The organism is Sinomonas terrae, assembly GCF_022539255.1.
Lineage (GTDB): Bacteria > Actinomycetota > Actinomycetes > Actinomycetales > Micrococcaceae > Sinomonas > Sinomonas terrae.
The window spans coordinates 877,774-899,657 of the sequence record NZ_JAKZBV010000001.1; the positions used below are offsets into that span (position 1 = coordinate 877,774).

19 protein-coding genes are annotated in these 21,884 nt (G+C 69.8%); 12 read left to right on the forward strand and 7 right to left on the reverse strand.

Translation table 11 applies throughout. From position 1 onward, the window contains the following. The first annotated feature begins 44 nt into the window (after positions 1–44). A complete protein-coding gene (locus tag L0M17_RS04055) occupies positions 45–2,174 on the forward strand; it encodes a PhoX family protein (RefSeq protein ID WP_241051483.1) in 2,130 nt (709 codons plus the stop codon). Positions 2,175–2,183: 9 nt separating this feature from the next. On the opposite strand, the gene L0M17_RS04060 is transcribed toward L0M17_RS04055, so the two are convergent. Further along, positions 2,184–2,951 carry a uracil-DNA glycosylase gene (locus L0M17_RS04060; protein ID WP_241051485.1) on the reverse strand — a complete coding sequence of 256 codons (768 nt, stop codon included), beginning with the start codon at positions 2,949–2,951 and terminating at the stop codon, positions 2,184–2,186. A gap of 112 nt (positions 2,952–3,063) precedes the next feature. On the opposite strand from L0M17_RS04060, the gene L0M17_RS04065 reads away from it, so the two are divergent. Beyond that, complete coding sequence (locus tag L0M17_RS04065) at positions 3,064–3,528, forward strand: DUF488 domain-containing protein (protein ID WP_241051487.1); 465 nt, start codon at positions 3,064–3,066, stop codon at positions 3,526–3,528. Continuing rightward, positions 3,525–5,228 (forward strand): 2-succinyl-5-enolpyruvyl-6-hydroxy-3-cyclohexene-1-carboxylic-acid synthase, encoded by a 1,704-nt coding sequence (menD, locus tag L0M17_RS04070; RefSeq protein ID WP_241051488.1) that lies wholly within the window; start codon positions 3,525–3,527, stop codon positions 5,226–5,228. Before L0M17_RS04065 ends, menD begins: the two co-directional genes overlap by 4 nt. 277 nt (positions 5,229–5,505) lie before the next feature. On the opposite strand, the gene L0M17_RS04075 is transcribed toward menD, so the two are convergent. The 5 genes from L0M17_RS04075 to L0M17_RS04095 all read right to left on the reverse strand — a co-directional run bounded on the left by L0M17_RS04075 (position 5,506) and on the right by L0M17_RS04095 (position 10,553). Next, positions 5,506–6,333, reverse strand: coding sequence for an amino acid ABC transporter ATP-binding protein (locus tag L0M17_RS04075; protein WP_241051490.1), 828 nt, complete (start codon positions 6,331–6,333; stop codon positions 5,506–5,508). Next, positions 6,330–7,346, reverse strand: coding sequence for an amino acid ABC transporter permease (locus L0M17_RS04080; RefSeq protein WP_241051492.1), 1,017 nt, complete (start codon positions 7,344–7,346; stop codon positions 6,330–6,332). Before L0M17_RS04080 ends, L0M17_RS04075 begins: the two co-directional genes overlap by 4 nt. Positions 7,347–7,351: 5 nt before the next feature. Beyond that, a complete protein-coding gene (locus tag L0M17_RS04085) occupies positions 7,352–8,293 on the reverse strand; it encodes an ABC transporter substrate-binding protein (RefSeq protein ID WP_241051494.1) in 942 nt (313 codons plus the stop codon). Positions 8,294–8,496: 203 nt separating this feature from the next. Continuing rightward, positions 8,497–9,798, reverse strand: a complete 1,302-nt coding sequence (locus L0M17_RS04090) for an isochorismate synthase (protein WP_241051496.1) — start codon at positions 9,796–9,798, stop codon at positions 8,497–8,499. Further along, a complete protein-coding gene (locus L0M17_RS04095) occupies positions 9,795–10,553 on the reverse strand; it encodes a GntR family transcriptional regulator (RefSeq protein WP_241051498.1) in 759 nt (252 codons plus the stop codon). Before L0M17_RS04095 ends, L0M17_RS04090 begins: the two co-directional genes overlap by 4 nt. Before the next feature lie 110 nt (positions 10,554–10,663). Between L0M17_RS04095 and L0M17_RS04100 the strand changes: the two genes are divergently transcribed. The 4 genes from L0M17_RS04100 (at position 10,664) to L0M17_RS04115 (ending at position 14,924) form a co-directional block, all read left to right on the forward strand. Continuing rightward, positions 10,664–11,680 (forward strand): L-idonate 5-dehydrogenase, encoded by a 1,017-nt coding sequence (locus L0M17_RS04100; RefSeq protein WP_241051506.1) that lies wholly within the window; start codon positions 10,664–10,666, stop codon positions 11,678–11,680. Between the two features lie 62 nt (positions 11,681–11,742). Further along, positions 11,743–12,507: a demethylmenaquinone methyltransferase gene (locus L0M17_RS04105; protein ID WP_308196807.1), complete on the forward strand. Its 765-nt coding sequence runs from the start codon at positions 11,743–11,745 to the stop codon at positions 12,505–12,507. Between the two features lie 7 nt (positions 12,508–12,514). Further along, complete coding sequence (locus L0M17_RS04110; protein ID WP_241051508.1) at positions 12,515–13,810, forward strand: geranylgeranyl reductase family protein; 1,296 nt, start codon at positions 12,515–12,517, stop codon at positions 13,808–13,810. Positions 13,811–13,823: 13 nt separating this feature from the next. Then, a complete protein-coding gene (locus L0M17_RS04115; RefSeq protein WP_241051509.1) occupies positions 13,824–14,924 on the forward strand; it encodes a polyprenyl synthetase family protein in 1,101 nt (366 codons plus the stop codon). Between the two features lie 481 nt (positions 14,925–15,405). On the opposite strand, the gene L0M17_RS04120 is transcribed toward L0M17_RS04115, so the two are convergent. Beyond that, on the reverse strand, positions 15,406–15,846 hold the full coding sequence (locus tag L0M17_RS04120; RefSeq protein WP_241051510.1) for a hypothetical protein: 441 nt from the start codon (positions 15,844–15,846) through the stop codon (positions 15,406–15,408). A gap of 58 nt (positions 15,847–15,904) precedes the next feature. Here L0M17_RS04120 and L0M17_RS04125 point away from each other — a divergent pair, with 58 nt between their 5' ends. The 5 genes from L0M17_RS04125 (at position 15,905) to L0M17_RS04145 (ending at position 21,606) form a co-directional block, all read left to right on the forward strand. Next, entirely contained in the window at positions 15,905–16,591 is a 687-nt protein-coding gene (locus L0M17_RS04125; protein ID WP_241051511.1) for a sirohydrochlorin chelatase, read from the forward strand. Positions 16,592–16,725: 134 nt separating this feature from the next. Beyond that, positions 16,726–18,453, forward strand: a complete 1,728-nt coding sequence (locus tag L0M17_RS04130) for a nitrite/sulfite reductase (RefSeq protein ID WP_290427275.1) — start codon at positions 16,726–16,728, stop codon at positions 18,451–18,453. After that, the gene (locus tag L0M17_RS04135; protein WP_241051512.1) at positions 18,417–19,154 is read left to right on the forward strand and encodes a phosphoadenylyl-sulfate reductase; all 738 of its coding nucleotides are present in this window, start codon (positions 18,417–18,419) and stop codon (positions 19,152–19,154) included. Before L0M17_RS04130 ends, L0M17_RS04135 begins: the two co-directional genes overlap by 37 nt. Further along, positions 19,151–20,236 (forward strand): sulfate adenylyltransferase subunit CysD, encoded by a 1,086-nt coding sequence (gene cysD, locus L0M17_RS04140; RefSeq protein ID WP_241051513.1) that lies wholly within the window; start codon positions 19,151–19,153, stop codon positions 20,234–20,236. The genes L0M17_RS04135 and cysD overlap by 4 nt, the downstream gene beginning before the upstream one ends. Continuing rightward, a complete protein-coding gene (locus tag L0M17_RS04145) occupies positions 20,236–21,606 on the forward strand; it encodes a sulfate adenylyltransferase subunit 1 (RefSeq protein WP_241051514.1) in 1,371 nt (456 codons plus the stop codon). The genes cysD and L0M17_RS04145 overlap by 1 nt, the downstream gene beginning before the upstream one ends. Positions 21,607–21,884: the final 278 nt, after the last annotated feature.

The window sequence follows — 21,884 nt, forward strand, 5'->3', positions numbered from 1 at the left end:
CTGAAAACTACCCGTGTTTTCTCTGTGACTGGTGGGATGCGGTCATGAACACTCCCCGCCGCCCCCTCCTGCCCATGCTCGACCACGTCCGCGGCAAGCGCAGTGCCGTGACGTGTGCGCTCAAATGCGACAACGCGTGCCTCGGCGAGGTCTGCAACACCTCGTCCAACGGCTACTTCCGAGACGTCGTCTCGAACGAACTCTCGCGTCGTTCGGCGCTTGGCCTCGGCCTCGCGAGCGCCCTCACACTCGCCTTCACCGGCGGCCAGCCTGCCGGGCGGGCGGAGGCGTCGTCGTCGTCCGCCCCCGCCGCAAAGCTGCCCCAGCCCACGATCCCGAAGTCCAAGCTCGACTTCACTCCCATCCGCCCGGTCGACAAGCTAGTCGACGAGCTGACGGTGCCCAAGGGCTACGTGTGGCGCCCGATCATCCGATGGGGAGACGGGCTCTTCCACGACAGCCCCGACTTCAACCTTGAGTCGCAGACCGCCGCCGCCCAGGCGCGGCAGTTCGGCTACAACAACGACTACACGGACATCCTTGAGCTCCCGGGCTCCGCCGGAAAGCGCGCGGTGCTCGTCACGAACCACGAGTACACGAACGAGGGGATCATGTTCTCCGCTGCCCAGCTGGCGTCGGACGCGGCCGGGACGCGCGCCGTCGCCCGCGCCGCCCACGGCCTGAGCGTCGTCGAGCTCGAGCGGCAGAACAAGAACCAGGCGTGGCGGTACGTCAAGGGCGCACCCCTCAACCGTCGGTACCTCATCGACACGCTGTACGAGTTCACTGGTCCAGCCGCAGGCTCCGCACTCCTGACGAACCCGGGCGACCCCAAGGCCCAAGCAGGCCGCACCGTCCGCGGCACCCTCGGCAACTGCTCTGGAGGCACGACGCCGTGGGGCACCGTGCTTTCGGGCGAGGAGAACTTCAACGGGTACTTCAGGGCGGCGGCCACCTCGAAGGAGGACAAGCGCTACGGGCTCAACGACAAGCCCACGACCAGGCTGTGGGAGCTCGACGACGCCCGCTTCGACACCCGGAACCCGGACTACGCGAACGAATCCAACCGCTTCGGCTGGATCGTCGAGATCGATCCCATGGACCCGACGTCGACGCCGAAGAAGCACACCGCGCTCGGGCGCTTCAAGCACGAGGGGGCGAACGTGCGGGTTGCCGCGAACGGCCGAGTTGTCGCCTACTCGGGCGACGACGAGCGCTTCGACTACCTCTACAAGTTCGTCTCGAAGGGGACCTATCGCGCCGGTACCAGCAAGGCCGACCGCGAGCACAACAAGACGCTGCTCGCCGAAGGGAACCTGTACGTCGCCCGCTTCGCCGGGAACTCGCCGTCGTCCGAGATCGACGGCAGCGGCAAGCTGCCCTCGGACGGCTCCTTCGACGGCCGGGGCGAGTGGCTCCCGCTCGTCGTCGACGGCAAGTCCGCCGTGCCCGGAATGAGCGTCGAGCAGGTGCTCGTCTACACGCGCCTCGCCGCGGACGCGGCAGGCGCGACCAAGATGGACCGGTGTGAGGACGTTGAACCGCACCCGGAGTCCGGCAAGGTCTACGTGGTCTGCACGAACAACTCGAACCGCGGGGTCGGCTCGAACGCACCTGCGGACGAGGCGAACCCGCGCCGGCAGAACCGCGACGGCCACATCGTGGAGATCACCGAGGACGGCGGCGATCAGACCGCGACGACGTTCTCTTGGAACCTCCTGCTCGTATGCGGCGACCCGGCGGTCAACAAGTCGACGTACTTCGCGGGCTACCCCGCGGACAACGTCTCGCCCATCTCGTGCCCGGACAACGTCGCGTTCGACTCGGCCGGCTTCATGTGGCTCGCGACCGACGGGGCGCCGAGCTCGATCGGCTTCAACGACGGCCTCTTCCGCGTGACGCTCGAAGGGCCGGAGCGCGGCAAGGTCGAGCAGTTCCTGTCCGTCCCGCGCGACGCCGAGACCTGCGGGCCGGTGGTGCGCGACGCCGAGCGGCACGTCTTCGTGGCCGTCCAGCACCCCGGCGAGGATGGCACGTTCGAGACGCCGTACTCGTACTTCCCGGATTACGTCCCGGCACTAGCCTCCGCTGGCAAACCCATTCCGGCCGGAGCCGTACGCGCGCCCCGGCCCGCCATCGTGCAGGTGCTGCCGGCACAGCACGCGAGGAAGTAGTCCCCCGGGTCAACCGATCTGAAGCCCTGCCACCTCGGCGCCCCGGCCAAGCACCTCGCGGAGCATGGCCGGGGTCAGGGTCCGAGTGAACATGTTCCGCTGGCTGGGGTGGTAGCAGCCGATCAGGTGCACGTCTCCGTCGCCCTCTGGGCTGGGAATGATCGCCTCGGAGCCGTGCCCGAAAGCCGGTCGGGGCCGCGGCACCCGCCACCCGCCGTCGGCCATCACCGGCAGCAGCGACTGCCAGCCGAACCCGCCGAGCACCACAATCGCCCGCAGGCTCGGCCGCAGGAGTTCCAGCTCGCGCGTGAGCCAAGGGCGGCACGTGTCGCGTTCGGCGGTCGTGGGGCGGTTGTCCGGCGGGGCGCAGTGCACCGGCATGGTGATGCGCACGCCGTAGAGCTCCAAGCCGTCGCCACGGCGGGCCGAGGTCGGCTGTGAGGCCAGGCCGAGGTCGTGCAGCGCTGCGTAGAGGGCGTCGCCGGACGGGTCGCCTGTGAAGGCGCGGCCTGTCCGGTTCCCGCCGTGCGCGGCAGGCGCGAGTCCGACAATCGCGAGCCGGGCATCGGGCGGCCCGAATCCCGGCACGGGCCGCGCCCAGTAGTCCCAGTCCCGGAAGGCAGCGCGCTTGGTCCGCGCCGTTTCTTCGCGCCACGCCACGAGCCGAGGGCAGGCCCGGCAGGTGGCCACGGCGTCGTCCAACTCTGGGATTGCCTCCAAACGCTGTGCCGTCACGGCGGGAAAGTCCTGCGCTTCCGTTGTGGGCTCGTCACGCATACTCACATCATGGAGCACGAGCCGGTGACGCTGCTGACCTTCGGCCACGGGACCGCTGGGCGCGAGACGCTGGCCCCGCTGCTGCACGGCGCGGGGATGGAGAGTGTCGTGGATGTGCGGACGGCGCCCGGGAGCCGCCGCAATCCCGACGTGGGACGCGAGATGCTGCAGGGCTGGGCTCCCGGACGCGGGGATCGAGTATCGCTGGGAGCGGCGCCTCGGCGGGTTCCGGAAGGCGGCCCCGGACTCGCCCGACGTCTTCTGGGAGAACGCGTCCTTCCGCGGCTACGCGGGCTACACCCGCAATCCCGACTTCATCCAGGCCATGGACGAGCTGCTGGTGCAGGCCGCCGGTCTCCGCACCACCGTCATGTGCAGTGAGTCCGTGTGGTGGCGCTGCCACCGGAGGATCATCGCCGACTTCGCCGTCCTCGCGCGCCACGCTCGCGTGCTCCATCTGGCCCATGACGGCCGCCTCGCCGAGCACCGCCCGAGCGCCGGCGCCCGGTTGCGCGACGACGGGCTGCTCGTCTACGACCGCGCGCAGCCGCCGCCCGAGCCTACGATGGATCTGTGACTTCCCTCGGCTCCCTCGACGCCGCCCGCGAAGTGGTGTCCGGACTCCTCGCGGGCGGCGTCCGTCGCGTAGTGGTCTGCCCCGGATCGCGGAGCGCGCCGCTCGCCTACGCGCTCGCCGAGGCGGAGGGCCGTGGCCTGCTCGAGCTTGTCGTCCGCATCGACGAGCGCGTCGGCGGCTTCACGGCGCTCGGCGCCGCGCTCTCCTCAGGGCGTCCGACGGCGGTGGTCACCACGAGCGGCACGGCCGTCGGGAATCTGCTGCCGGCCGTGATGGAGGCGAACCATGCCGAGGTCCCCCTGATAGTCCTCTCCGCCGACCGCCCTGCCGAACTCCATGGCACCGGGGCGAACCAGACGACCGAGCAGCTCGACCTCTTCGGCGAGCACGTGCGTTTCGCGACCTCGGTCACGGCGGGGGAGTCGCCGTCGTCGGCCGTGCGGACCGCGCTCAGCGCCGCCTCCGGGCTGCTGCCCGGTGTGCCCTCGGGGCCCGTCCAGATCAACGTGTGCTTCCGGGATCCACTCGTTCCCGCCGGGGAGTGGGAGCCGGCAACCGCGGGGTGGCAGCAGCCGCCGACCGAGGGATTTGCGTACCGCCGTCCGGCAGTCGCGGCGCTGGGAGGTCTTCCGCCGCGCCGGACCGTGGTCCTCGCCGGGCACGGGGCGGGGCCGCTCGCCGAGGCCTTCGCGGCCGCGCACGGGCTCCCGCTCCTGGCCGAGCCGTCGTCGAACGCGCGCTTCGGCTCGCACGCCGTCGGACCCTACCGAGTGCTGCTCGACGGGCACCCGGGCGACGGGATCGAGCGCGTCGTGCTGTTCGGCCGGCCCACGCTGAGCCGGCCTGTGACGGCGCTGCTCGCCCGCGAGGGCGTCGAGACGGCCCTGTACCATCCGCGGCCCGCCGCGTGGTTCGAGGAAGGGCGCAGGCGCGAGCGGCTCGTCGCGGACCTCGACGAGCTCTCCGACTTCGCCGGCCGTGGGGCGGACGGGTGGCTCGACACGTGGCTGCTTGCCGGCGCGAGCGCTCAGGAGGCCGTCGACCGGCTCCTCGCAGCCGCCCCGCTCTCGGGGCCGAAGCTCGCGCAGCTCGTGTGGCAGCACGCGCGGGGGCAGCTCCTGCTCGGCTCCTCGAACGGCATCCGGGACGTGGACCTCGCCGCCCCGCCCTGCCCCGAGCCCGGCGCCCGCGTTTTCGCCAACCGCGGCCTCTCTGGCATCGACGGAACACTCTCGACTGCGACCGGGCTCTGGCTCGGCAACCGCCTCGAGACCACGCTCTTCCTCGGCGACCTCACGTTCCTCCACGACGCCGGCGGCTTGCTGCTCGGCGTCGGCGAGGCCGAGCCGTCGCTCCGTATCGTCGTGCTCAACGACGCGGGTGGGGCGATCTTCGGGCTCCTTGAGCACGGTCGCGTGGGTGGCGACGAGGGCCGCCCGGGTGCCGGCGCCGCCGTCGAACGCCTCTTCGGCACCCCACACAAGGTCGACCTCCGTGCGCTCGCCGCGGCCTACGGCGTCCGGCACACAGCAGTGCGCACGACGGCGGAGGCCACCGCTGCGCTCGCCGCGCCCCGGGCGGGGGGACGGGAGATCATCGAGGCGCGCGTCGATCGGTCCGGGCTGCGGGGGCTGCACGAACGGCTGCGTGCGGCGGTCACGGATTCGGTCGCCCCCCAGCACCGTTTCGGGTACAGATAATCGTCCCTGGAGGCGTTTCGGGTACGGATACTCGTCTCTGGGGGCGTCTCGGGTACGGATACTCTCGGCCGCGGACCGGTTACGGACGAGACGCCCAGAAGGCGTCTTATCGGCGAGAAGCTGTCTTGACTCTTGCAGCCTGCGAGATCTGGCCACTCGTCGAGAGAGAAGTGGCCACTCGTCGGAAGAGAAGTGGCCACTCGTCGAAAGAGAAGTGGCCACTCGTCGGGGTTGCCGACGAGTGGCCAGATCTCGCTGTTCGAGGGGTCAGATCCCGTCAGAGGACCTTGCTGAGGAATTCCCTAGTGCGCTCCTGCCGCGGGTTGGCGATGACGTCACGGGGGTTGCCGGATTCGACGACGACGCCGCCGTCCATGAAGGTCAGGGTGTCCCCGACCTCGCGGGCGAACCCGATCTCGTGGGTGACGACGACCATGGTCATGCCGGACTTGGCGAGGTCCTTCATGACGTTGAGGACGTCGCCGACGAGTTCGGGGTCCAGAGCCGAGGTGGGCTCGTCGAAGAGCATGAGCTCGGGATCCATGGCCAGGGCGCGGGCGATTGCCACGCGCTGCTGCTGGCCGCCGGAGAGCTGGGCCGGATAGTGCTTGGCCCGGTCGGAGAGCCCAACCCGGTCCAGGAGTTCGAGGGCGCGCTTCTTCGCGGTGGCCTTGTCCTGGCCCTTGACCTGGACGGGGGCCTCCATGACGTTCTCGAGGGCCGTCTTGTGGCCGAAGAGGTTGAAGCGCTGGAACACCATGCCGATATTGCGGCGCTGTGCGGCGACCTCCTTCACGTGCAGCTCGTGGAGCTTGCCGCCCTTCTCCTTGTAGCCGATGAGCTCGTCCTTGACCCAGATCCGCCCGGCGCTGATGGTCTCGAGGTGGTTCACGCAGCGCAGGAGTGTGGACTTGCCCGAGCCGGAGGGGCCGATGAGGACAGAGACCTCGCCCTGCTTGACGGTCATGTCGATCCCGCGCAGGACGTGGTGCTCGCCGAAGTACTTGTGCACGCCCTCGATCCGGACGAGGTCCTTGGCGCCCCGCAGGGATGAGGGGGCGGAGACGGGCTGGCTGTTCGGGCTCGTCTGGGCTGGGGTGCTCATCGGCCGCTCTCCTCGATGCTGGTGCCGGCCGCGGTGGGACCGCCCGGGATGGTGTTCCCGGTGCCGGTGTCCGAGCCTGCGGGGATGCCGGCTGCGGCGGCCTTGGCCGCCGCGGCGTTGACGGGGGCGGGGACGAGGTTGTCCACGCCCTTGCCGTAGTACTTCTCGATGTAGTGCTGGCCGACCATGAGGATGCTCGTGACCAGCAGGTACCAGGCGGCCGCGACGATCAGCAGCGGGATCGGCTGGTAGGTGCGGTTGGCCAGGGCGTTCGTGACAAACGTCAGGTCGAGGGTGAAGGGCACGGCCAGGACCAGCGAGGTGGTCTTGAGCATGCCGATGGTCTCGTTCCCCGTCGGGGGCACGATGACGCGCATGGCCTGCGGGAGGACAATGCGCCACATGACCTTGGTCCCGCGCATGCCCAGAGCCTCGGCGGCCTCGACCTGGCCCTTGTCCACCGACTTGAGGCCTGCGCGGAAGATCTCGGCGAGGTAGGCGGACTCGTTCAGGCCCAGGCCGAGGACGGCGGGGACGAAGCCCTTCGTCGGGTCGCTGAGCACGTAGGTGGCCAGCTGCGGACCGAACGGGATGCCCAGGGAGATCGCCGGGTAGAGCACGGTGACCAGGCCCCAGAAGATCAGCTGCGTGTAGACGGGGGTTCCGCGGAAGAACCAGACCCAGAACCAGGCCGACCAGCGCAGGATCGGGTTGTCCGACTGGCGCATGAAGGCGAGCACGATGGCGAGGATGATCGCCAGGAGCATCGACAGGACGGTCAGCAGCAGGGTCCAGCCGACGCCGCGGACGACGTTGACGTCCATGATGTACGCAGCGACCGTGCCCCAGCGGAAGCGGGGGTTGGTCGCGAGGCTCTGAACGGCCAGCGCGGCGAGGATCAGGATGATGGCGGCTGCGACCCACCTGCCGGGGTGGCGCACCGGAACCGCCTTGATCAGTTCCGGTGCGCCGCCCTTTGCGGCTTCGGTGGTCTCCGCCTGACGAGCAGTCATGACAGTCACGAGGAGACGGACGGGTTGACCTCGGACTTGGTGACGGCGCCGTCGGCGTTGTTCCAAGTGTCGAGGATCTTCTTGTAGGAGCCGTCGGAGATGAGCTTGGTCATCACCTTCTGGACGAGGTCGGCAAGGGCGGTGTCGCTCTTGGCGACCGCGATGCCCTCAGGGGCCATCTCGGTCGTGTCGCCGACCTTCTCGAGCGCGCCGTTGGTCTGCTGGATCGCGTAGCTGATGACGGGCGAATCCGCCGACATCGCATCGAGGGCCCCGTTGACGAGGCGGGTGTTGAGGTCCGTCTGCGCCGCGAGGGAGACGATGTTGATCGCCTGCTTGCCCGAGGAGGTGCACTTGTCGCTGAGCGCCTTCACCTCGTCAGCCTCGGTCGTGCCGGTCTGGACGCCGACCGTCTTCCCACACACATCGCTGACCGAGAAGTTCTTCGGGTTGCCCTTCTGCACTGCCCACGCGACGCCCGCGTTGAAGTAGCTCACGAAGTTGACCGCCTTGAGGCGTTCGTTGGTGATGGTGAAGGAGCTGATGCCCAGGTCGTACTTCGGGCCGAGGGCGGGGAGGATGCCCGTGAAGTCGGCCGTCTGGACGTCCGCCTTGAGGCCGAGCGTCGCCGCGATGGCCTTGGCGAAGTCGACGTCGTAGCCCATCGGAGTGTGATTGTCCGAGCCCCCCAGGAATTCGGCCGGCGCGTACGTCGTGTCAGAGCCGACGGTGAGCGTGCCCTTGGACTTGATCGCGGCGGGCACCTGGGACGCCAGCGAATCGTCCTTCTGCACCGTGGTGGGGTCGAAGCTGGCGGCAGCCGAGCCCGAGTTGCTGGGCTGGGCGCCCCCGCCTTGTTCGGATGCGTTGGTGCAGGCCGTCAGTGCGAGTGCGCTGACGGCGAGGACCACCGCGCCCTTGGCGGCGAGCTTCGCGGAGAAAGTCATATGTCTTCCCTTACTTGGAGGTACTGGCAGTCAGGTGCTAGAGCGACGTCCATCCTACCGCCTTTCGGAGGTGGTGAGATGTGCATCACATGCAACTTTCGTTTCCCAATTGGACAACGAAAGAGGCTCCGGCGCAAGCCGGTTGGAAACGGAATCTTCTGGGACCCCGGACAGGGGCGCCTCAGCGTTCGACGCCGAGGGCTTCAGCGTTCGACGCCGAGCGCCTCCAGCATCGGGCGGAACTTCGCCCACGTCTCGGCGAGCTCGGCCTCGGGCAGCGATCCCTCGACGATCCCGCAGCCGGCGTAGAGGCGCGCCGCCGTCGTGCCCTCGAGGACGCCGCCCCGCAGGGCGATGCCGAACTCGCCGTTGCCCGCGCCGTCGAGCCATCCGACCGGCCCCGCGTAGGGGCCCCGATCGAGCTCCTCGAGCTCCAGGATGAGGTCTCCGGCGACCTTGGTGGGCGTCCCGCACACGGCCGCGGTCGGGTGCAGAGCGTTGACGAGCGCGAGCGGCGTCGGAACGTGCCCCTCGATCTCGGCGAGCTCCGCCTTGACGTCCGAGGCGAGATGGAACACGTTCGGCAGTTCGAGGATGAACGGCTCGTCGTGGGCGTTGAGCGCTTCGGAGAACGGTTCGAGGGCGGTGGTGAGCGACTCGATCGCGATCTGATGTTCGTGCCGCTGCTTCGGCGAGCCCGCGAGGACGCGCTCCGCATAGCCCGGTCCAGCGCCGTCGGCCTCGCGCCGGTCGAGGGTCCCGGCAAGCACGCGCGCCTGCGCCGTGCGCCCCTCGACCTGGATCAGCATCTCGGGCGTCGCGCCGACCAGCCCGTCGACCCCGTAGACCCAGCAGTCCCGGTACGCCGACGCCAGGCGCCGCAGCACGCGCTCGCGGGGGATCCCGCCGTCGTCCTCGACCAGGACATCCCGCGCGAGCACGAGCTTCTCGAGCTCGCCCGCACGGATGTGCCGTACCCCGGACGCGACCGCGCCCATCCAGCGCTGCTCGCCGAGCCGCCCGGGCCGCACCCTGAGATGAGTGCCGTTCGACGCCGGAGGCTCGCCCTTGGAGGTCCAGCGTCCGACGGCGGCCCGCAGCTCGCGCTCCGAGGGCCGCCGACCGTCGGCGGTGAGCTGGGTGGCCCACGCGCGGCCGGCCCGGATGCCGACGACGACCTCGGGCACCACGAGCCGCGAGGCGTAATCGGAAGTCTTCGAGAACGCGAACGAGCCGAAGGCGAGAGGGCCCGTTCCCGGGTGCTGCAGCGGGTCCTCGACCTCGGCGTCGAGGGTGAACTGCTTCCACCAGGCCTCGGCCTCGATGAATCGGTCCGGCCCGGTCGTGGTGAAGCGCGCCGCCTCGCCGAACCCGAGATGGCCCTCCCCCCGGCGGACCCAGCACAGGGCCTCAGGCCGGTTGAGCGCGCTCGCGAGGTCGTCGAAGGTGCTGCTCGCTTCCACAGGGCCCAGATCAACGGTGAGGGCGCGCAAAGGGGAGCTCATGATGGGTCAAGCGTACGCGCTGGCCTGCGGGCCGGCCGTGCCGGGCGCCGCTCAGGCCCGGAGGGTGCCCGGAAGAGCTCGGGCCGCGCAGCCTGGATCTGCTCGAGGTCGTCGAGGACGAAGCGGAGGTGGGCGCGGAGTTCGTCGCGGGCTGCCTCCAGATTGCCCTGTGCCACGGCCTCGTGCAGGCGGCGGTGGTCCGCCGCGTACTCGCCGATGGACCGGTATCCGCTCAGCCCCAAATACCGTGCCCGATCGAGGTGGCCCTTCGCGCTCTGCACCGCCGTCCAGGCGGACTCGTGGCCCGCGATCGCCAGGAGCGTCCGGTGGAACTGCTCGTCGAGGGGGTAGAAGTCCTCCCTCGTCGTGCACGAAGCCTGCGCCGCGAGGAGCTCCTCGATCTCGGCGCCCTGTTCGGGCGTCCAATTCTCGATGCACGCCTCGAGCGAGGCAACCTCGATGGCTTCGCGGACGAACTGGGCCTGCCGGACCATGTCGGGGTCGATGAGCGAGACGTAGCTCCCGCGCTGGGGGCGGATGTCAACGAGTCCCTCTTGGGAGAGCAGGAGGAGGGCCTCGCGCACGGGGGTGCGGCTGAGGTCGAGCCGGAGGGCCAGATCGTTCTCGCTCAGGAGGGCGCCTGGGGGTTCGTCGCCGCGCACGATGAGGTCGCGGATGTGCTCGTAGGCGAGGTCGCGGTTCGACGGCGGGCGCGCGGCCGACGACGCCGGCGCGCCGGGGAGGGACGGGGCCATGCGTCCAACATTAGGCGGGCCACGGCCCGGTTGAGGCGGTGCTCGATCGACAAGACTGGTATGGCAGTGATTGAATGGGGGAAGCCACCCCACCCCTCAGGAGGAACCCCATGAGTCTGGCCGTCGTCGTCCACGCTGCCGGTGATCTGCGACTCGACCCCGTCGAGCCCCGCGAGCCCGGCCCCCGGGAGGCCCTCGTCGCGATCGAGTACGGCGGGATCTGCGGAAGCGACCTGCACTACGTCAAGCACGGGGCGGCCGGCCTGAGCATCCTCAAGGACCCCATGGTCCTCGGCCACGAGGTCGCTGGCCGCGTCGCAGCCCTCGGCTCTGAGGTGACCGGCTTCGAGGTGGGCCAAGCCGTGGCGATCCATCCCGCGATCGTGTGCGGCGAGTGCGAGTTCTGCACGTCCGGCCGCCCGAACCTGTGCGGCAACGTCCACCACCTCGGTTCGGCCGCCTATCACCCACACACCGAAGGCGCCTTCGCCGCCCTCACCGTGGTTCCCGCGACCCAGCTTCGTGCCGTGCCCGAGGGCGTGAGCACGCGCCTCGCCGCCGCGGCCGAGCCGCTCGGCGTCGCCATCCACGCCGTGCGCCGCGCCGGCTCGATCGAGGGCAAGACGGTCCTCGTCAACGGCGCGGGGCCGATCGGCGCCCTCGTTGTCGCGGCCGCGCGGAAGGCCGGCGCCGGCCGCGTCATCGCGAGCGACCTCGCCGCGGGATCCCTCGCCATTGCCCGCCAAATGGGTGCGGACGACGTCGTCAACCTCGCCGAGGGTGGGAAGCTGCCCGAGACCGACATCGTCTTCGAGGCCTCGGGCGCGCCCGTCGCCGTCACGGGCGTTCTCCGCGCCGTGAAGCGCGGCGGGATCGTGGTCCAGGTCGGGAACCTTCCCGCGGGGGAGCTCGGGGTCTCGCTTGCCGAGCTCGTCTTCCGCGAGATCGACTACCGCGGATCGTTCCGTTTTGTGGACGAGATCTCGACCGCGCTCGAGTACCTCGCCGAGGGCCTCGACCTCGAGCCGATGCTCACGCACGAATTCCCTGTCGAAGAGGCAGCCGAGGCGTTCCGGGTCGCGGGGGACAGGGGCACGGGTTCGTCGAAGGTGCTGCTGCGCTTCTGAAGAAGGAGGGTTGTGGGCGGCGGCGTCCGGAGGGTCGGCGGAAGTTTGGCAGAATGGGCCGGGTGAGCACAGGCAAGAGGGCATCGCTTCAGAAGGTTCCCGGCGACGTGGCGAGCATGTTCGACGATGTGGCGCCCCGCTACGACGTCGTCAATGACCTGCTCTCGCTCGGCCAGACGCGCCGGTGGCGCAAGGTCGTCTTCGACGCCGTGGGGGCGAAGCCCGGACAGCGCATCCTCGACCTCGCCGCTGGAACCGGCACCTCCGCCGAGCCCTACGCCGACGCCGGGGTCGAGGTCGTCGCGTGCGATTTCTCACTCGGCATGCTCCGCGTGGGCAAACGCCGCCGCCCGGACATCGACTTCATCGCGGGCGACGCGACGCGGCTGCCGTTCGCGGACAGCTCGTTCGACGCCGTCACCATCTCGTTCGGGCTGCGCAACGTGAGCGACCCTCACCGGGCCCTCCAGGAGATGCTGCGCGTGACGAAGCCGGGAGGGAAGCTCGTGGTCGCCGAGTTCTCCTCGCCCGTCAACCCGATGTGGCGCACCATGTACCTCGAGTACCTCATGCGCGCGCTGCCCCCGATCGCGCGAAAGGCCTCCTCCAACCCGGACGCCTACGTGTACCTCGCCGAATCGATCCGCGCCTGGCCCGACCAGGACCACCTCGCCGACTGGATCGGTGAGGACGGCTGGGAGAACGTCGAGTACCGGAACCTTTCCGGCGGCATCGTGGCCGTGCACCGCGCCACGAAGCCTTTCCCCGCTGCGGCGCAGTCCGGCCCGGTCGAGAAGATCCGGCGCGCCCGGCGCGCGGCGGGCTGAGGGGCGCATGGAGGTCCTGATCGTCGGCGCCGGCCCGGCCGGCTCGACCGCCGCGCACTACCTTGCGCGCTCCGGCGTCCGCGTGACCGTGCTCGAGAAGACCCGGTTCCCGCGCGAGAAGGTCTGCGGGGACGGCCTCACGCCCCGCGCCGTGCGTGAGATCCAGCTCCTTGGACTTCCCCACAGCGAGGCGGACGGGTGGCGGCGCAATCGCGGCCTGCGGCTCATCGCTGGCGGGCGCACGCTCGAACTGCCTTGGCCCACGGGCGGAGAGTTCCCGGACTACGGCCTCATCCGCACCCGGCTCGGGTTCGACGAGGAGCTCGCCCGCCATGCCCAAGCGGCAGGCGCGGCGATCCTCGAGGGGCACAGCGTCACCGAGGTGCTCACGGACGACGGCGGGCGCGTCGTCGGTGCCCGTGCACAACTCCTCGACGAGGAGGGCAAGAAGACGGGGGAGACCCGCGACTTCCGTGCCGACGTCGTCCTCGCCGCCGACGGAAACTCGACGCGCGCCGCCGTCTCACGCGGCCTTGCAAAACGCGACGACCGCCCTCTCGGCGTCGCCTACCGCACGTATTTCCGCAGTCCGCGTCACGAAGACGACTGGATGGAGGGCTGGCTCGAGCTCCCCGGCCGCGACGGCAAGCCCCTGCCCGGGTACGGGTGGGTTTTCGGAGTGGGCGACGGGACCTCCAACGTCGGTCTCGGCATCCTGAACTCGTCGAAGGAGTTCGGCAAGCTCGACTACCGGCAGGTGCTCCGCGACTGGACCGCCTCGATGCCGGACGAATGGGGCTTCACGGAATCGAACCAGGTCGGGCCCATCCGCGGCGCCGCGCTCCCCATGGGCTTCAATCGGACGCCCCACGTGGTCCCCGGAATGGCGCTCCTCGGCGACGCGGGCGGGATGGTGAGCCCCTTCAACGGCGAGGGCATCAGCTATGCCATGGAGTCGGGCCGCTACGCGGCCCAGTTCCTCGTCGACGCCGCGGCAGCCCAGCGCTCGGCGGGGCGCCCGCGGCCGGCGGAGGGCGACGTCGACCGTCGCCTCCGCGCCTATGCGGACCAGGTGCGCGAGCAGTGGGGAAGCCACTTCACGCTTGGCCGCACGTTCGCGGCGCTCATCGGACGTCCCGCCGTCATGCGGCTCGCGCTGCGCACCGGGATGCCGGTCCCGGCGCTCATGCGCGTCGTCGTCCGCCTGCTCGCGAACCTCACCGAACCGCGCGGGGGAGGGCTTGAGGACCGAGCCATCCGCGTGCTCGAGTCGCTGACGCCCGCAACCAAGAACTCGCAATAGTTAGGCTTGACCCGTGACGAACACTGAACACAGCTGGACCCAAGCGGGGCACGGCAGCCGCGAGAGCGTCGAGCCGGCCCCGACCACGACGGCGATCGCCGCCGGGATCCAGCTGCCCGCCGGATTCGCCGCGATTGCGGGCGACCCCGACCTCGGCCCTGCGATCATGACGAGCATGGCCCGGGTCGAGAAGCGCCTGCGCGAGGCCATCTCCAACTCCGACCCTCTCGCGGACGCGACGAGCCGGCATCTCGTCGAGGCCGGCGGCAAGCGGATCCGGCCCCTGCTCACGCTCCTGTGCTCGCACCTCGGGGACTGGACGCGGCCCGAGGTCCTGCAGGCCGCGGCCGTCGTCGAGCTCACGCATCTCGCAACCCTGTATCACGACGACGTGATGGATTCGGCCCCCTACCGCCGCGGCGCTCCCACCGCCCACGAGGTATGGGGCAACACCGTGGCGATCCTTACCGGCGACCTCATCTTCGCGCGGGCCTCGATCCTCGTCTCCGAGCTCGGCGGGCGCGCCCTCTCGATCCAGGCCCGGACGTTCGAGCGGCTATGCCTCGGCCAGCTCCACGAGACCGTGGGGCCGCGTGAGGATCAGGATCCCGTGGAGCACTACCTCTCAGTGCTCGCCGACAAGACCGGCTCGCTCATCGCGGCCTCCGGGCAGTTGGGGGCGATTTTCTCCGGTGCGCCCGACGAGTTCGAGCATGTGCTGGTCAAGTACGGCGAGAACGTGGGGGTCGCGTTCCAGCTGGCCGACGACGTCATCGACGTGACCGGTGGGAAGGGGACCTCTGGGAAGTCTGCAGGGACCGACCTGCGGGAAGGCGTGCCCACCCTGCCCGTGCTGCTCCTCCGCCGGGCAGCCGACGGCGGCGACGAATCGGCGCGCGAGGTGCTTCGGCTCATCGACGGCGACCTCTCGAGCGACGAGGCCCTCGCCGAGGCCGTCGAGGCGTTGAGCGCCCATCCTGTGACGACCGAGTCGTGGGCCGCGGCGCGCGAGTGGGCTGGCGCAGCGAAGGCCGCGCTCGCGCCGTTGCCCGAGGGGGTCGTCAAGCAGTCGCTCGCGGCGTTCGCCGACGCAGTGGTGGAGCGCGAGGCGTAGTTCGGGCGGCCTAACTCGGGCGTTCGGGAGGGAACCTGCTCCCGGCTGCGCCCGGGATTTGAACGGTCTGGCTCTGGAATTAAACGGTTGGGCCCTGGTTGGCGGCAATGCCGCTTCCCAGGGCCCGTTTCCGTTCGCACCCGAATCCACTGGAGGCTGAAGTGGATCCAGTAACAAGCTTATGACCAGATCTGTCATAGGTCCAGTGGGTTCGGTCAACTTTTTTTCGAACCACCGGTTCTGGACCCGCAAGCCAGCGGTTGTCCAGCGGTTGTCCAGATAGAGCGTCCTGCCGACTCCGCCCTGCTTCCTTCTCCGGCAAGGCTGAGGACATGGGCAAGGGGCGCGGGACCGGAAGCTTCACCTCGCATGCGGCAATGGCCTGGCAGCTGCGTCCGACCAGGAGATCGTGGACCACCGTGCAGGCGGGGCTAGCGGGAGGTCCTGGAGGGACGGGCTGGAGGTAAGCAGCCCGCAGCTGCTAGACGTGCTCCTCTTCGTCGTCTTCGGCGGTCGAGAAGACCCACTCGAACATGTCGAACGTGAACTCGGAGAAGGTCCCGTCCTCGGACACCCACTCGCCCCGGGCGTTGTTCTTGCGGTAGACGATCGGGTCCGGCACGCGGAGATCCCCCGAGCGGAGGCCCCAGGTGAACTGCTCGTCCTCGTCTTCGAGGAACATGAGGAAGCCCTCTTCGTCGATCTCGAGCTCCTCCGGGTCCCAGAAGTAGTGGTACGCCTCCATGAGTTCCGAGCTGCCGAGGGCGAGGTAGAACTCGCGCAGCACAAGCGGGATCGTGAAGGCGTGCTCCTCGAGGGCCTCGTCGAGCTCGTCCTCGGAGATCCCGTCGCTCGGCTTCCACGGATCGCCGAGGTACTTGGGGACAAGCGCGCGGAACTTATCCAAGAACATCTCGCTCATGCCTTTATCCTAGCCAGTCGGCCCCGCCTCGGACCCGTGCCCCCGGTAGGCTCCACCTATGACCCAGCCGATCCTCGTCGCGTGCGCCCACGGAACGAGCAACCCCGATGGCAAGGCCGCGATCCTCCGGGTCGTCGAGGAGCTCCGCGATGCGCGGCCGGACGTCACGGTTCTCGACGCCTACGTCGACGTCCACGGCCCCGAGCTGCCCGAGGTCGTCGGAGGCCTTCCCGCGGAGGCACCCGCCGTCGTCGTCCCGCTCCTCTTGAGCGTGGGCTACCACGTGAAGGTGGACATCGGCAGGGCGGTCAAGTCTCGGGAACGGACGACGGCAGCCGCGCCCCTCGGTCCCGATCCCCGGCTTGCGCAGGTGCTCGCCGCGCGGCTCGCCGAGGCGGATCTGGGACCGGACGACGCCGTCGTGCTCGCGGCTGCGGGTTCCTCCAACCCGGCGGCGGCGGACGACGTCGAGCGCCTCGCCGACATGCTGCGTCACCTCATCCCCAACCGGATCCTGCCCGCCTATGGCGCGAGCGCGGAGCCGAGCGTCCCTGACGCAGTTGCGGAGCTCCGCGCGGAGGAGGTGAGCCGGATCGTCGTCGCGAGCTACCTCCTCGCGCCGGGCTACTTCCATGACCAGCTCGCGAAGGCCGGCGCGGACGCCGTCGCCCCGCCCCTGCTTCCGGCTCCCGAGGTCGCGCAGATCGCGCTTGATCGCTTCGAGGCGGCCCTCGCCGCGCTGTGATGGTGGCACGAGGCCAAGCGGTGAGGGCTGGCCCGGTCAAGGGGCGTGACGCGAATACGAAGAAATGTGTCCCTCGGTGACATCGCGTTGCACCTCTCTGGGGACACGCCCGGGGCGGTCCGTACCCTCGAATCATGACTGACACAGCCATTGCCGCGCGCACCGAACGGCCCTCCCGGCCTCGTTCCTCGAAGCCCAACGGGCAGTGGAAGGTCGACGGTATGGAGCCGCTCAACGGCACCGAGGTCATGAAGCAGGCGGACGACGGCCTGAACGTCCGGGAGCGGATCGAGAACATCTACGCCAAGGGCGGCTTCGATTCCATCGACCCCACCGACCTTCACGGCCGCTTCCGCTGGTGGGGCCTCTACACTCAGCGCAAGCCCGGGATCGACGGCGGCAAGACCGCGGTCCTCGAGCCCGAGGAGCTCGAGGACCGCTACTTCATGATGCGCGTGCGCATCGACGGCGGCGCGCTCACGACCGAGCAGCTCCGCGTCATCGGCGGCATCTCGCGTGACTTCGCGCGGGGCAGCGCCGACATCACGGACCGCCAGAACATCCAGCTCCACTGGGTCGAGATCGAGAATGTGCCTGAGATCTGGCGCCGCCTCGAGGGCGTGGGCCTCCGCACGACCGAGGCCTGCGGCGACGTCCCGCGCGTCATCCTCGGCTCGCCGGTCGCCGGCATTGCCGCGGACGAGATCCTCGACCCTACGCCGGCGATCCGCGAGATCTCAGAGCGCTACATCGGCGACCCGAGCTTCGCGAACCTCCCGCGCAAGTACAAGACTGCCCTCACCGGCCACCCGAGCCAGGACGTGGTCCACGAGATCAACGACGTCGCTTTCGTGGGCGTGGTCCACCCCGAGCTCGGCGCCGGCTTCGACCTCTGGGTTGGTGGCGGCCTCTCGACCTCGGCCCACCTCGCCCAGCGTCTTGGCGCCTTCGTCGAACCGTCGCGCGCCGCCGAGGTGTGGGTCGGCGTGACGAGCATCTTCCGCGACTACGGCTACCGCCGGCTCCGCAACCGCGCCCGCCTCAAGTACCTCATGGCCGACTGGGGTGCCGAGAAGTTCCGGCACATCCTCGAGACCGAGTACCTTTCATCCCCGCTTCCCGATGGCCCCGCCGCCAAGAAGCCGACGACGCCGGGCGACCACGTGGGCGTGCACCGCCAGAAGGACGGGCGCTTCTACGTCGGCGCGACCCCGACCGTAGGCCGGGTGTCCGGCGACGTCCTGCTGAAGCTCGCCGACCTCATCGAGGCGCACGGCTCGCAGCGGCTCCGCACAACGCCGCACCAGAAGGTCGTCGTCCTCGACGTCGAGGAGGACCGCGTCGAGTCGCTCGTCGCCGGTCTCGAGGAGCTCGGCCTCTACGCCGACCCGAGCCCTTGGCGCCGTTCGACCATCGCCTGCACCGGCATCGAGTTCTGCAAGCTCGCCATCGTGGATACGAAGGGCACGGCAAGCAACGCGATCGACGAGCTCGAGAAGCGGTTTGCCGACGACAAGGGCGGCCCGAACGGACTGCTCAAGCCGCTCACGCTCCACATCAATGGCTGCCCCAACTCGTGCGCCCGCATCCAGACGGCGGACATCGGGCTCAAGGGCCAGCTGCTGCCTGACGGCAACGGCGGCCAGACCCCGGGCTTCCAGGTGCACCTCGGCGGCGGTCTCGCCTCCGACACGCGCGAAGAGGCCGGGACCGGCCGGACCGTCCGCGGCCTCAAGGTCACCACCGACGACCTTCCCGACTACGTCGAGCGCGTCACTCGGCGGTACCTCGCCGAGCGGGCCAATGAGGACCAGAGCTTTGCCGAATGGGCGCTCGCGGCCGAGGAGGAGGCCCTCCAGTGAGCAAGAGATCTCTCGAGGAACTCCGTGCCCTCGCCGAGGCCGGCGCCGCCGAGCTCGGCTGGGAGGCGTCCGCGGACGAGGTGATCGGCTGGGTGGCGAGGAACTTCGCCACCCAGGCCACCGCCGTCGCCTGCTCCATGGCCGACGCCGTGCTGCCGGCGCTCGTCGCGGACCAGCTCCCGGGCGTCGACGTCCTGTTCCTGGACACCGGCTACCACTTCCCGGAGACCTACAAGACGAGGAACGACGTCGCGGAGAACCTTCGCGTCAACATCGTCGACGTGCTGCCGCAGCAGACGGTGGCTGAGCAGGACGCGTCGGAGGGCAAAGACCTCTTCTCCCGTGATCCCGCACGGTGCTGCGCCCTGCGCAAGGTCGAGCCCCTGCACCGCTCCCTCCAGGGCTACGAGCTGTGGTTCACCGGTGTGCGCCGCGATGAGGCCCCGACCCGCACCAACACACCCCTCGTGACGTTCGACGAGAAGAACGGCCTCGTCAAGGTCAACCCTGTCGCGCCGTGGTCCTTCGACCAGCTCGTCCAGTACTCCGAGGACAACCTGCTCCCCGTCAACCCCCTCCTTGCCCAGGGGTTCCTCTCGATCGGCTGCGCGCCGTGTACCCGCGCGGTAGCCCCAGGAGAAGACCCCCGAGCCGGCCGCTGGTCCGGCACCGACAAGACAGAATGCGGACTTCACGTATGAGCACCTACACCAACGAGAGCCTCGGTGCGGTCGAGGACCTGAGCGAGGCTGGCGTGCCCACTGAGGCTGGAGCGGGCAACGCCGCCCCGGGAGTGGCATCGGGCCTTAACGAGCCGCGCGCTGGGCAGATCGCAGATCACCCGCGCGGCGATGGGGCGGGGGCGGCATTGCCCGCGGAAGCGGGAGCCGAGCACCTAGGCCTCCTCGACGCGCTCGAGGCCGAGTCCATCCACATCATCCGCGAGGTCGTCGCCGAGTTCGAGCGTCCCGCGATGCTGTTCTCGGGCGGCAAGGACTCGGTGGTCATGCTGCACCTTGCGGCGAAGGCGTTCTGGCCCGGGAAGATCCCGTTCCCCGTGCTGCACGTGGACACGGGCCACAACTTCCCCGAGGTGCTCGACTTCCGCGACCGGACGGTCGCGCGGCTAGGGCTCAAGCTCGTGGTCGGGTCAGTGCAGGAGTACATCGACCGAGGCGAGCTCCAGGAGCGTGCCGACGGGACGCGCAACCCGCTCCAGACCGTCCCGCTCCTCGAGACGATCGCCGCGAATAAGTTCGACGCCGTGTTCGGCGGCGGCCGCCGCGACGAGGACAAGGCGCGCGCCAAGGAGCGCATCCTCTCGCTGCGCGACGAGTTCGGCCAGTGGGATCCACGCAACCAGCGCCCCGAGCTGTGGAACCTCTACAACGGCCGCCACACGGTGGGCCAGCATGTCCGCGCTTTCCCGATCAGCAACTGGACCGAGCTCGACATCTGGCGGTACATCGAGCGCGAGGGCATCGAGCTGCCGAGCATCTACTACGCGCATGACCGCGACGTGTTCCAGCGCGACGGCATGTGGCGCGCCGTGGGCGAGGTGAGCCTGCCGCGCGAGGGGGAGGACGTCGTCGTCCGCACCGTGCGATACCGCACGGTGGGTGACATGTCCTGCACGGGGGCCGTGCTCTCGGACGCCTTCACGGTGGCCGATGTGGTGCGCGAGGTCGCGGCGTCGACCCTCACGGAGCGCGGCGCGACCCGCGCCGACGACAGGATTTCCGAAGCGGCAATGGAAGACCGCAAGAAGGACGGGTACTTCTGATGACTGCTGAAGCAACACTCGAGCAGCCGACACTCGAGCAGGGCACGCTCTTCCGGTTTGCGACCGCGGGCTCGGTCGACGACGGCAAGTCCACCCTCGTGGGCCGCCTGCTCCACGACTCGAAGGCGATCCTCGCCGACCAGCTCGACGCCGTCGCGCGGACGTCCGAGGCGCGCGGCTTCGGCGGGGAAAAGGGCGGGCTTGACCTCGCGCTGCTCACCGACGGCCTCCGGGCCGAGCGCGAGCAGGGCATCACGATCGATGTTGCCTACCGGTACTTCGCGACGGACCGCCGCACGTTCATCCTCGCGGACTGCCCGGGCCACGTGCAGTACACGAAGAACACCGTGACGGGCGCGTCGACGGCCGACGCCGTCGTCCTCCTCATCGACGCGCGCAAGGGCGTGCTCGAGCAGACCCGCCGGCACCTCTCGGTCGCCGCGCTCCTGCGCGTGCCGCACGTCGTCGTCGCGGTCAACAAGATCGACCTCGTCGACTTCTCCGAGTCGGTGTTCGCCTCGATCTCTGCGGATGTCGCGCGGGTTGCTCGGGAGCTGGGGCTGCGCGAGGCGGTCGCCATCCCGGTCTCGGCGCTCGACGGTGACAACGTGGTCGACCGCTCGGACCGCACCTCCTGGTACACGGGGCCGACTCTGATTGAGCTGCTCGAGTCGCTGCCTGGTACGGACGAACTTGACGATGCCCAAGAGCCGTTCCGCTTCCCGGTTCAGACGGTTATCCGGCCGCAGGGCGCGCTCGCGCCGGGGCTGGATGACGCCGAGTTCCGCGACTACCGCGCGTATGCGGGGCAGGTCACAGAGGGCATCGTGCGCGTGGGCGACCGCGTGTCCGTGGTGACGCCCGGCCAGGCCTCGCGGGAGACGACCGTGGTGGGAATCGACGTCGCGGGCCGCTCGCTCGAGGAGGCCGCGGCGCCCCTCTCGGTTGCGCTGCGGCTTGCGGACGAGTTCGATGTGGCGCGCGGGGACACGATCGCGGCCGCCGGCACGCTCCCCGAGAGCACCGCGGATCTGTACGGATCGCTCTGCTGGCTCTCGACCAAGCCCCTACGGGAGGGCGCGAGGGTCCTCGTGAAGCACGGCACCTCGACCGTTCGGGCGTTGGTTCGTTCGGTGACGGGCAAGCTGGACCTCGACAGCTTCGAGGTCACGCCCGCCTCGGGTCTTGAGCTCAACGACATCGGCGAGGCGCAGCTCCGGCTCGCAGCACCGCTCCCGCTCGAGCCGTACGCTGCCCATCGTCGCACGGGCGCATTCCTCGTGATCGATCCACAGGACGGCGCGACGCTCGCCGCCGGCATGGTTCGCGAGCACCCGGGCGATACCGAGGACGAGCGGTACTGGATCTAGCCTCGCCGCCCGGCGCGCTCCCGCCCGGTTGTGTTTTCCCAATCAGTCCGCGCCGCGGCGTTTCTGCCGCGGCGCGGACTTTTTCGCGTGAGAAACGGGCTGGAGCGGGCCACAGCCAGCCCTAGACGCCCTCGCCGACCTCTAGGGAGGGCGTCAACGACCCTCTATGACGCCCCATGACGTACGGTGAACGACCGTGACCGGCCCCTTGGGCCCCCCATAGCCCCTCCCTACGCTGGAATGCATGGTCCGCACCAACCGCCTCGTCACAGCAGGGC

Coding starts and splice junctions, on each gene's coding strand:
- L0M17_RS04055 (WP_241051483.1), top strand. CDS start 45: ATGAACACTCCCCGCCGCCCCCTCCTGCCCATGCTCGACCACGTCCGC.
- L0M17_RS04060 (WP_241051485.1), bottom strand. CDS start 2,951: ATGCGTGACGAGCCCACAACGGAAGCGCAGGACTTTCCCGCCGTGACG.
- L0M17_RS04065 (WP_241051487.1), top strand. CDS start 3,064: ATGTGCGGACGGCGCCCGGGAGCCGCCGCAATCCCGACGTGGGACGCG.
- L0M17_RS04075 (WP_241051490.1), bottom strand. CDS start 6,333: ATGAGCACCCCAGCCCAGACGAGCCCGAACAGCCAGCCCGTCTCCGCC.
- L0M17_RS04080 (WP_241051492.1), bottom strand. CDS start 7,346: ATGACTGCTCGTCAGGCGGAGACCACCGAAGCCGCAAAGGGCGGCGCA.
- L0M17_RS04085 (WP_241051494.1), bottom strand. CDS start 8,293: ATGACTTTCTCCGCGAAGCTCGCCGCCAAGGGCGCGGTGGTCCTCGCC.
- L0M17_RS04090 (WP_241051496.1), bottom strand. CDS start 9,798: ATGAGCTCCCCTTTGCGCGCCCTCACCGTTGATCTGGGCCCTGTGGAA.
- L0M17_RS04095 (WP_241051498.1), bottom strand. CDS start 10,553: ATGGCCCCGTCCCTCCCCGGCGCGCCGGCGTCGTCGGCCGCGCGCCCG.
- L0M17_RS04100 (WP_241051506.1), top strand. CDS start 10,664: ATGAGTCTGGCCGTCGTCGTCCACGCTGCCGGTGATCTGCGACTCGAC.
- L0M17_RS04110 (WP_241051508.1), top strand. CDS start 12,515: ATGGAGGTCCTGATCGTCGGCGCCGGCCCGGCCGGCTCGACCGCCGCG.
- L0M17_RS04120 (WP_241051510.1), bottom strand. CDS start 15,846: ATGAGCGAGATGTTCTTGGATAAGTTCCGCGCGCTTGTCCCCAAGTAC.
- L0M17_RS04125 (WP_241051511.1), top strand. CDS start 15,905: ATGACCCAGCCGATCCTCGTCGCGTGCGCCCACGGAACGAGCAACCCC.
- L0M17_RS04130 (WP_290427275.1), top strand. CDS start 16,726: ATGACTGACACAGCCATTGCCGCGCGCACCGAACGGCCCTCCCGGCCT.
- L0M17_RS04135 (WP_241051512.1), top strand. CDS start 18,417: ATGGGCGCTCGCGGCCGAGGAGGAGGCCCTCCAGTGAGCAAGAGATCT.
- cysD (WP_241051513.1), top strand. CDS start 19,151: ATGAGCACCTACACCAACGAGAGCCTCGGTGCGGTCGAGGACCTGAGC.
- L0M17_RS04145 (WP_241051514.1), top strand. CDS start 20,236: ATGACTGCTGAAGCAACACTCGAGCAGCCGACACTCGAGCAGGGCACG.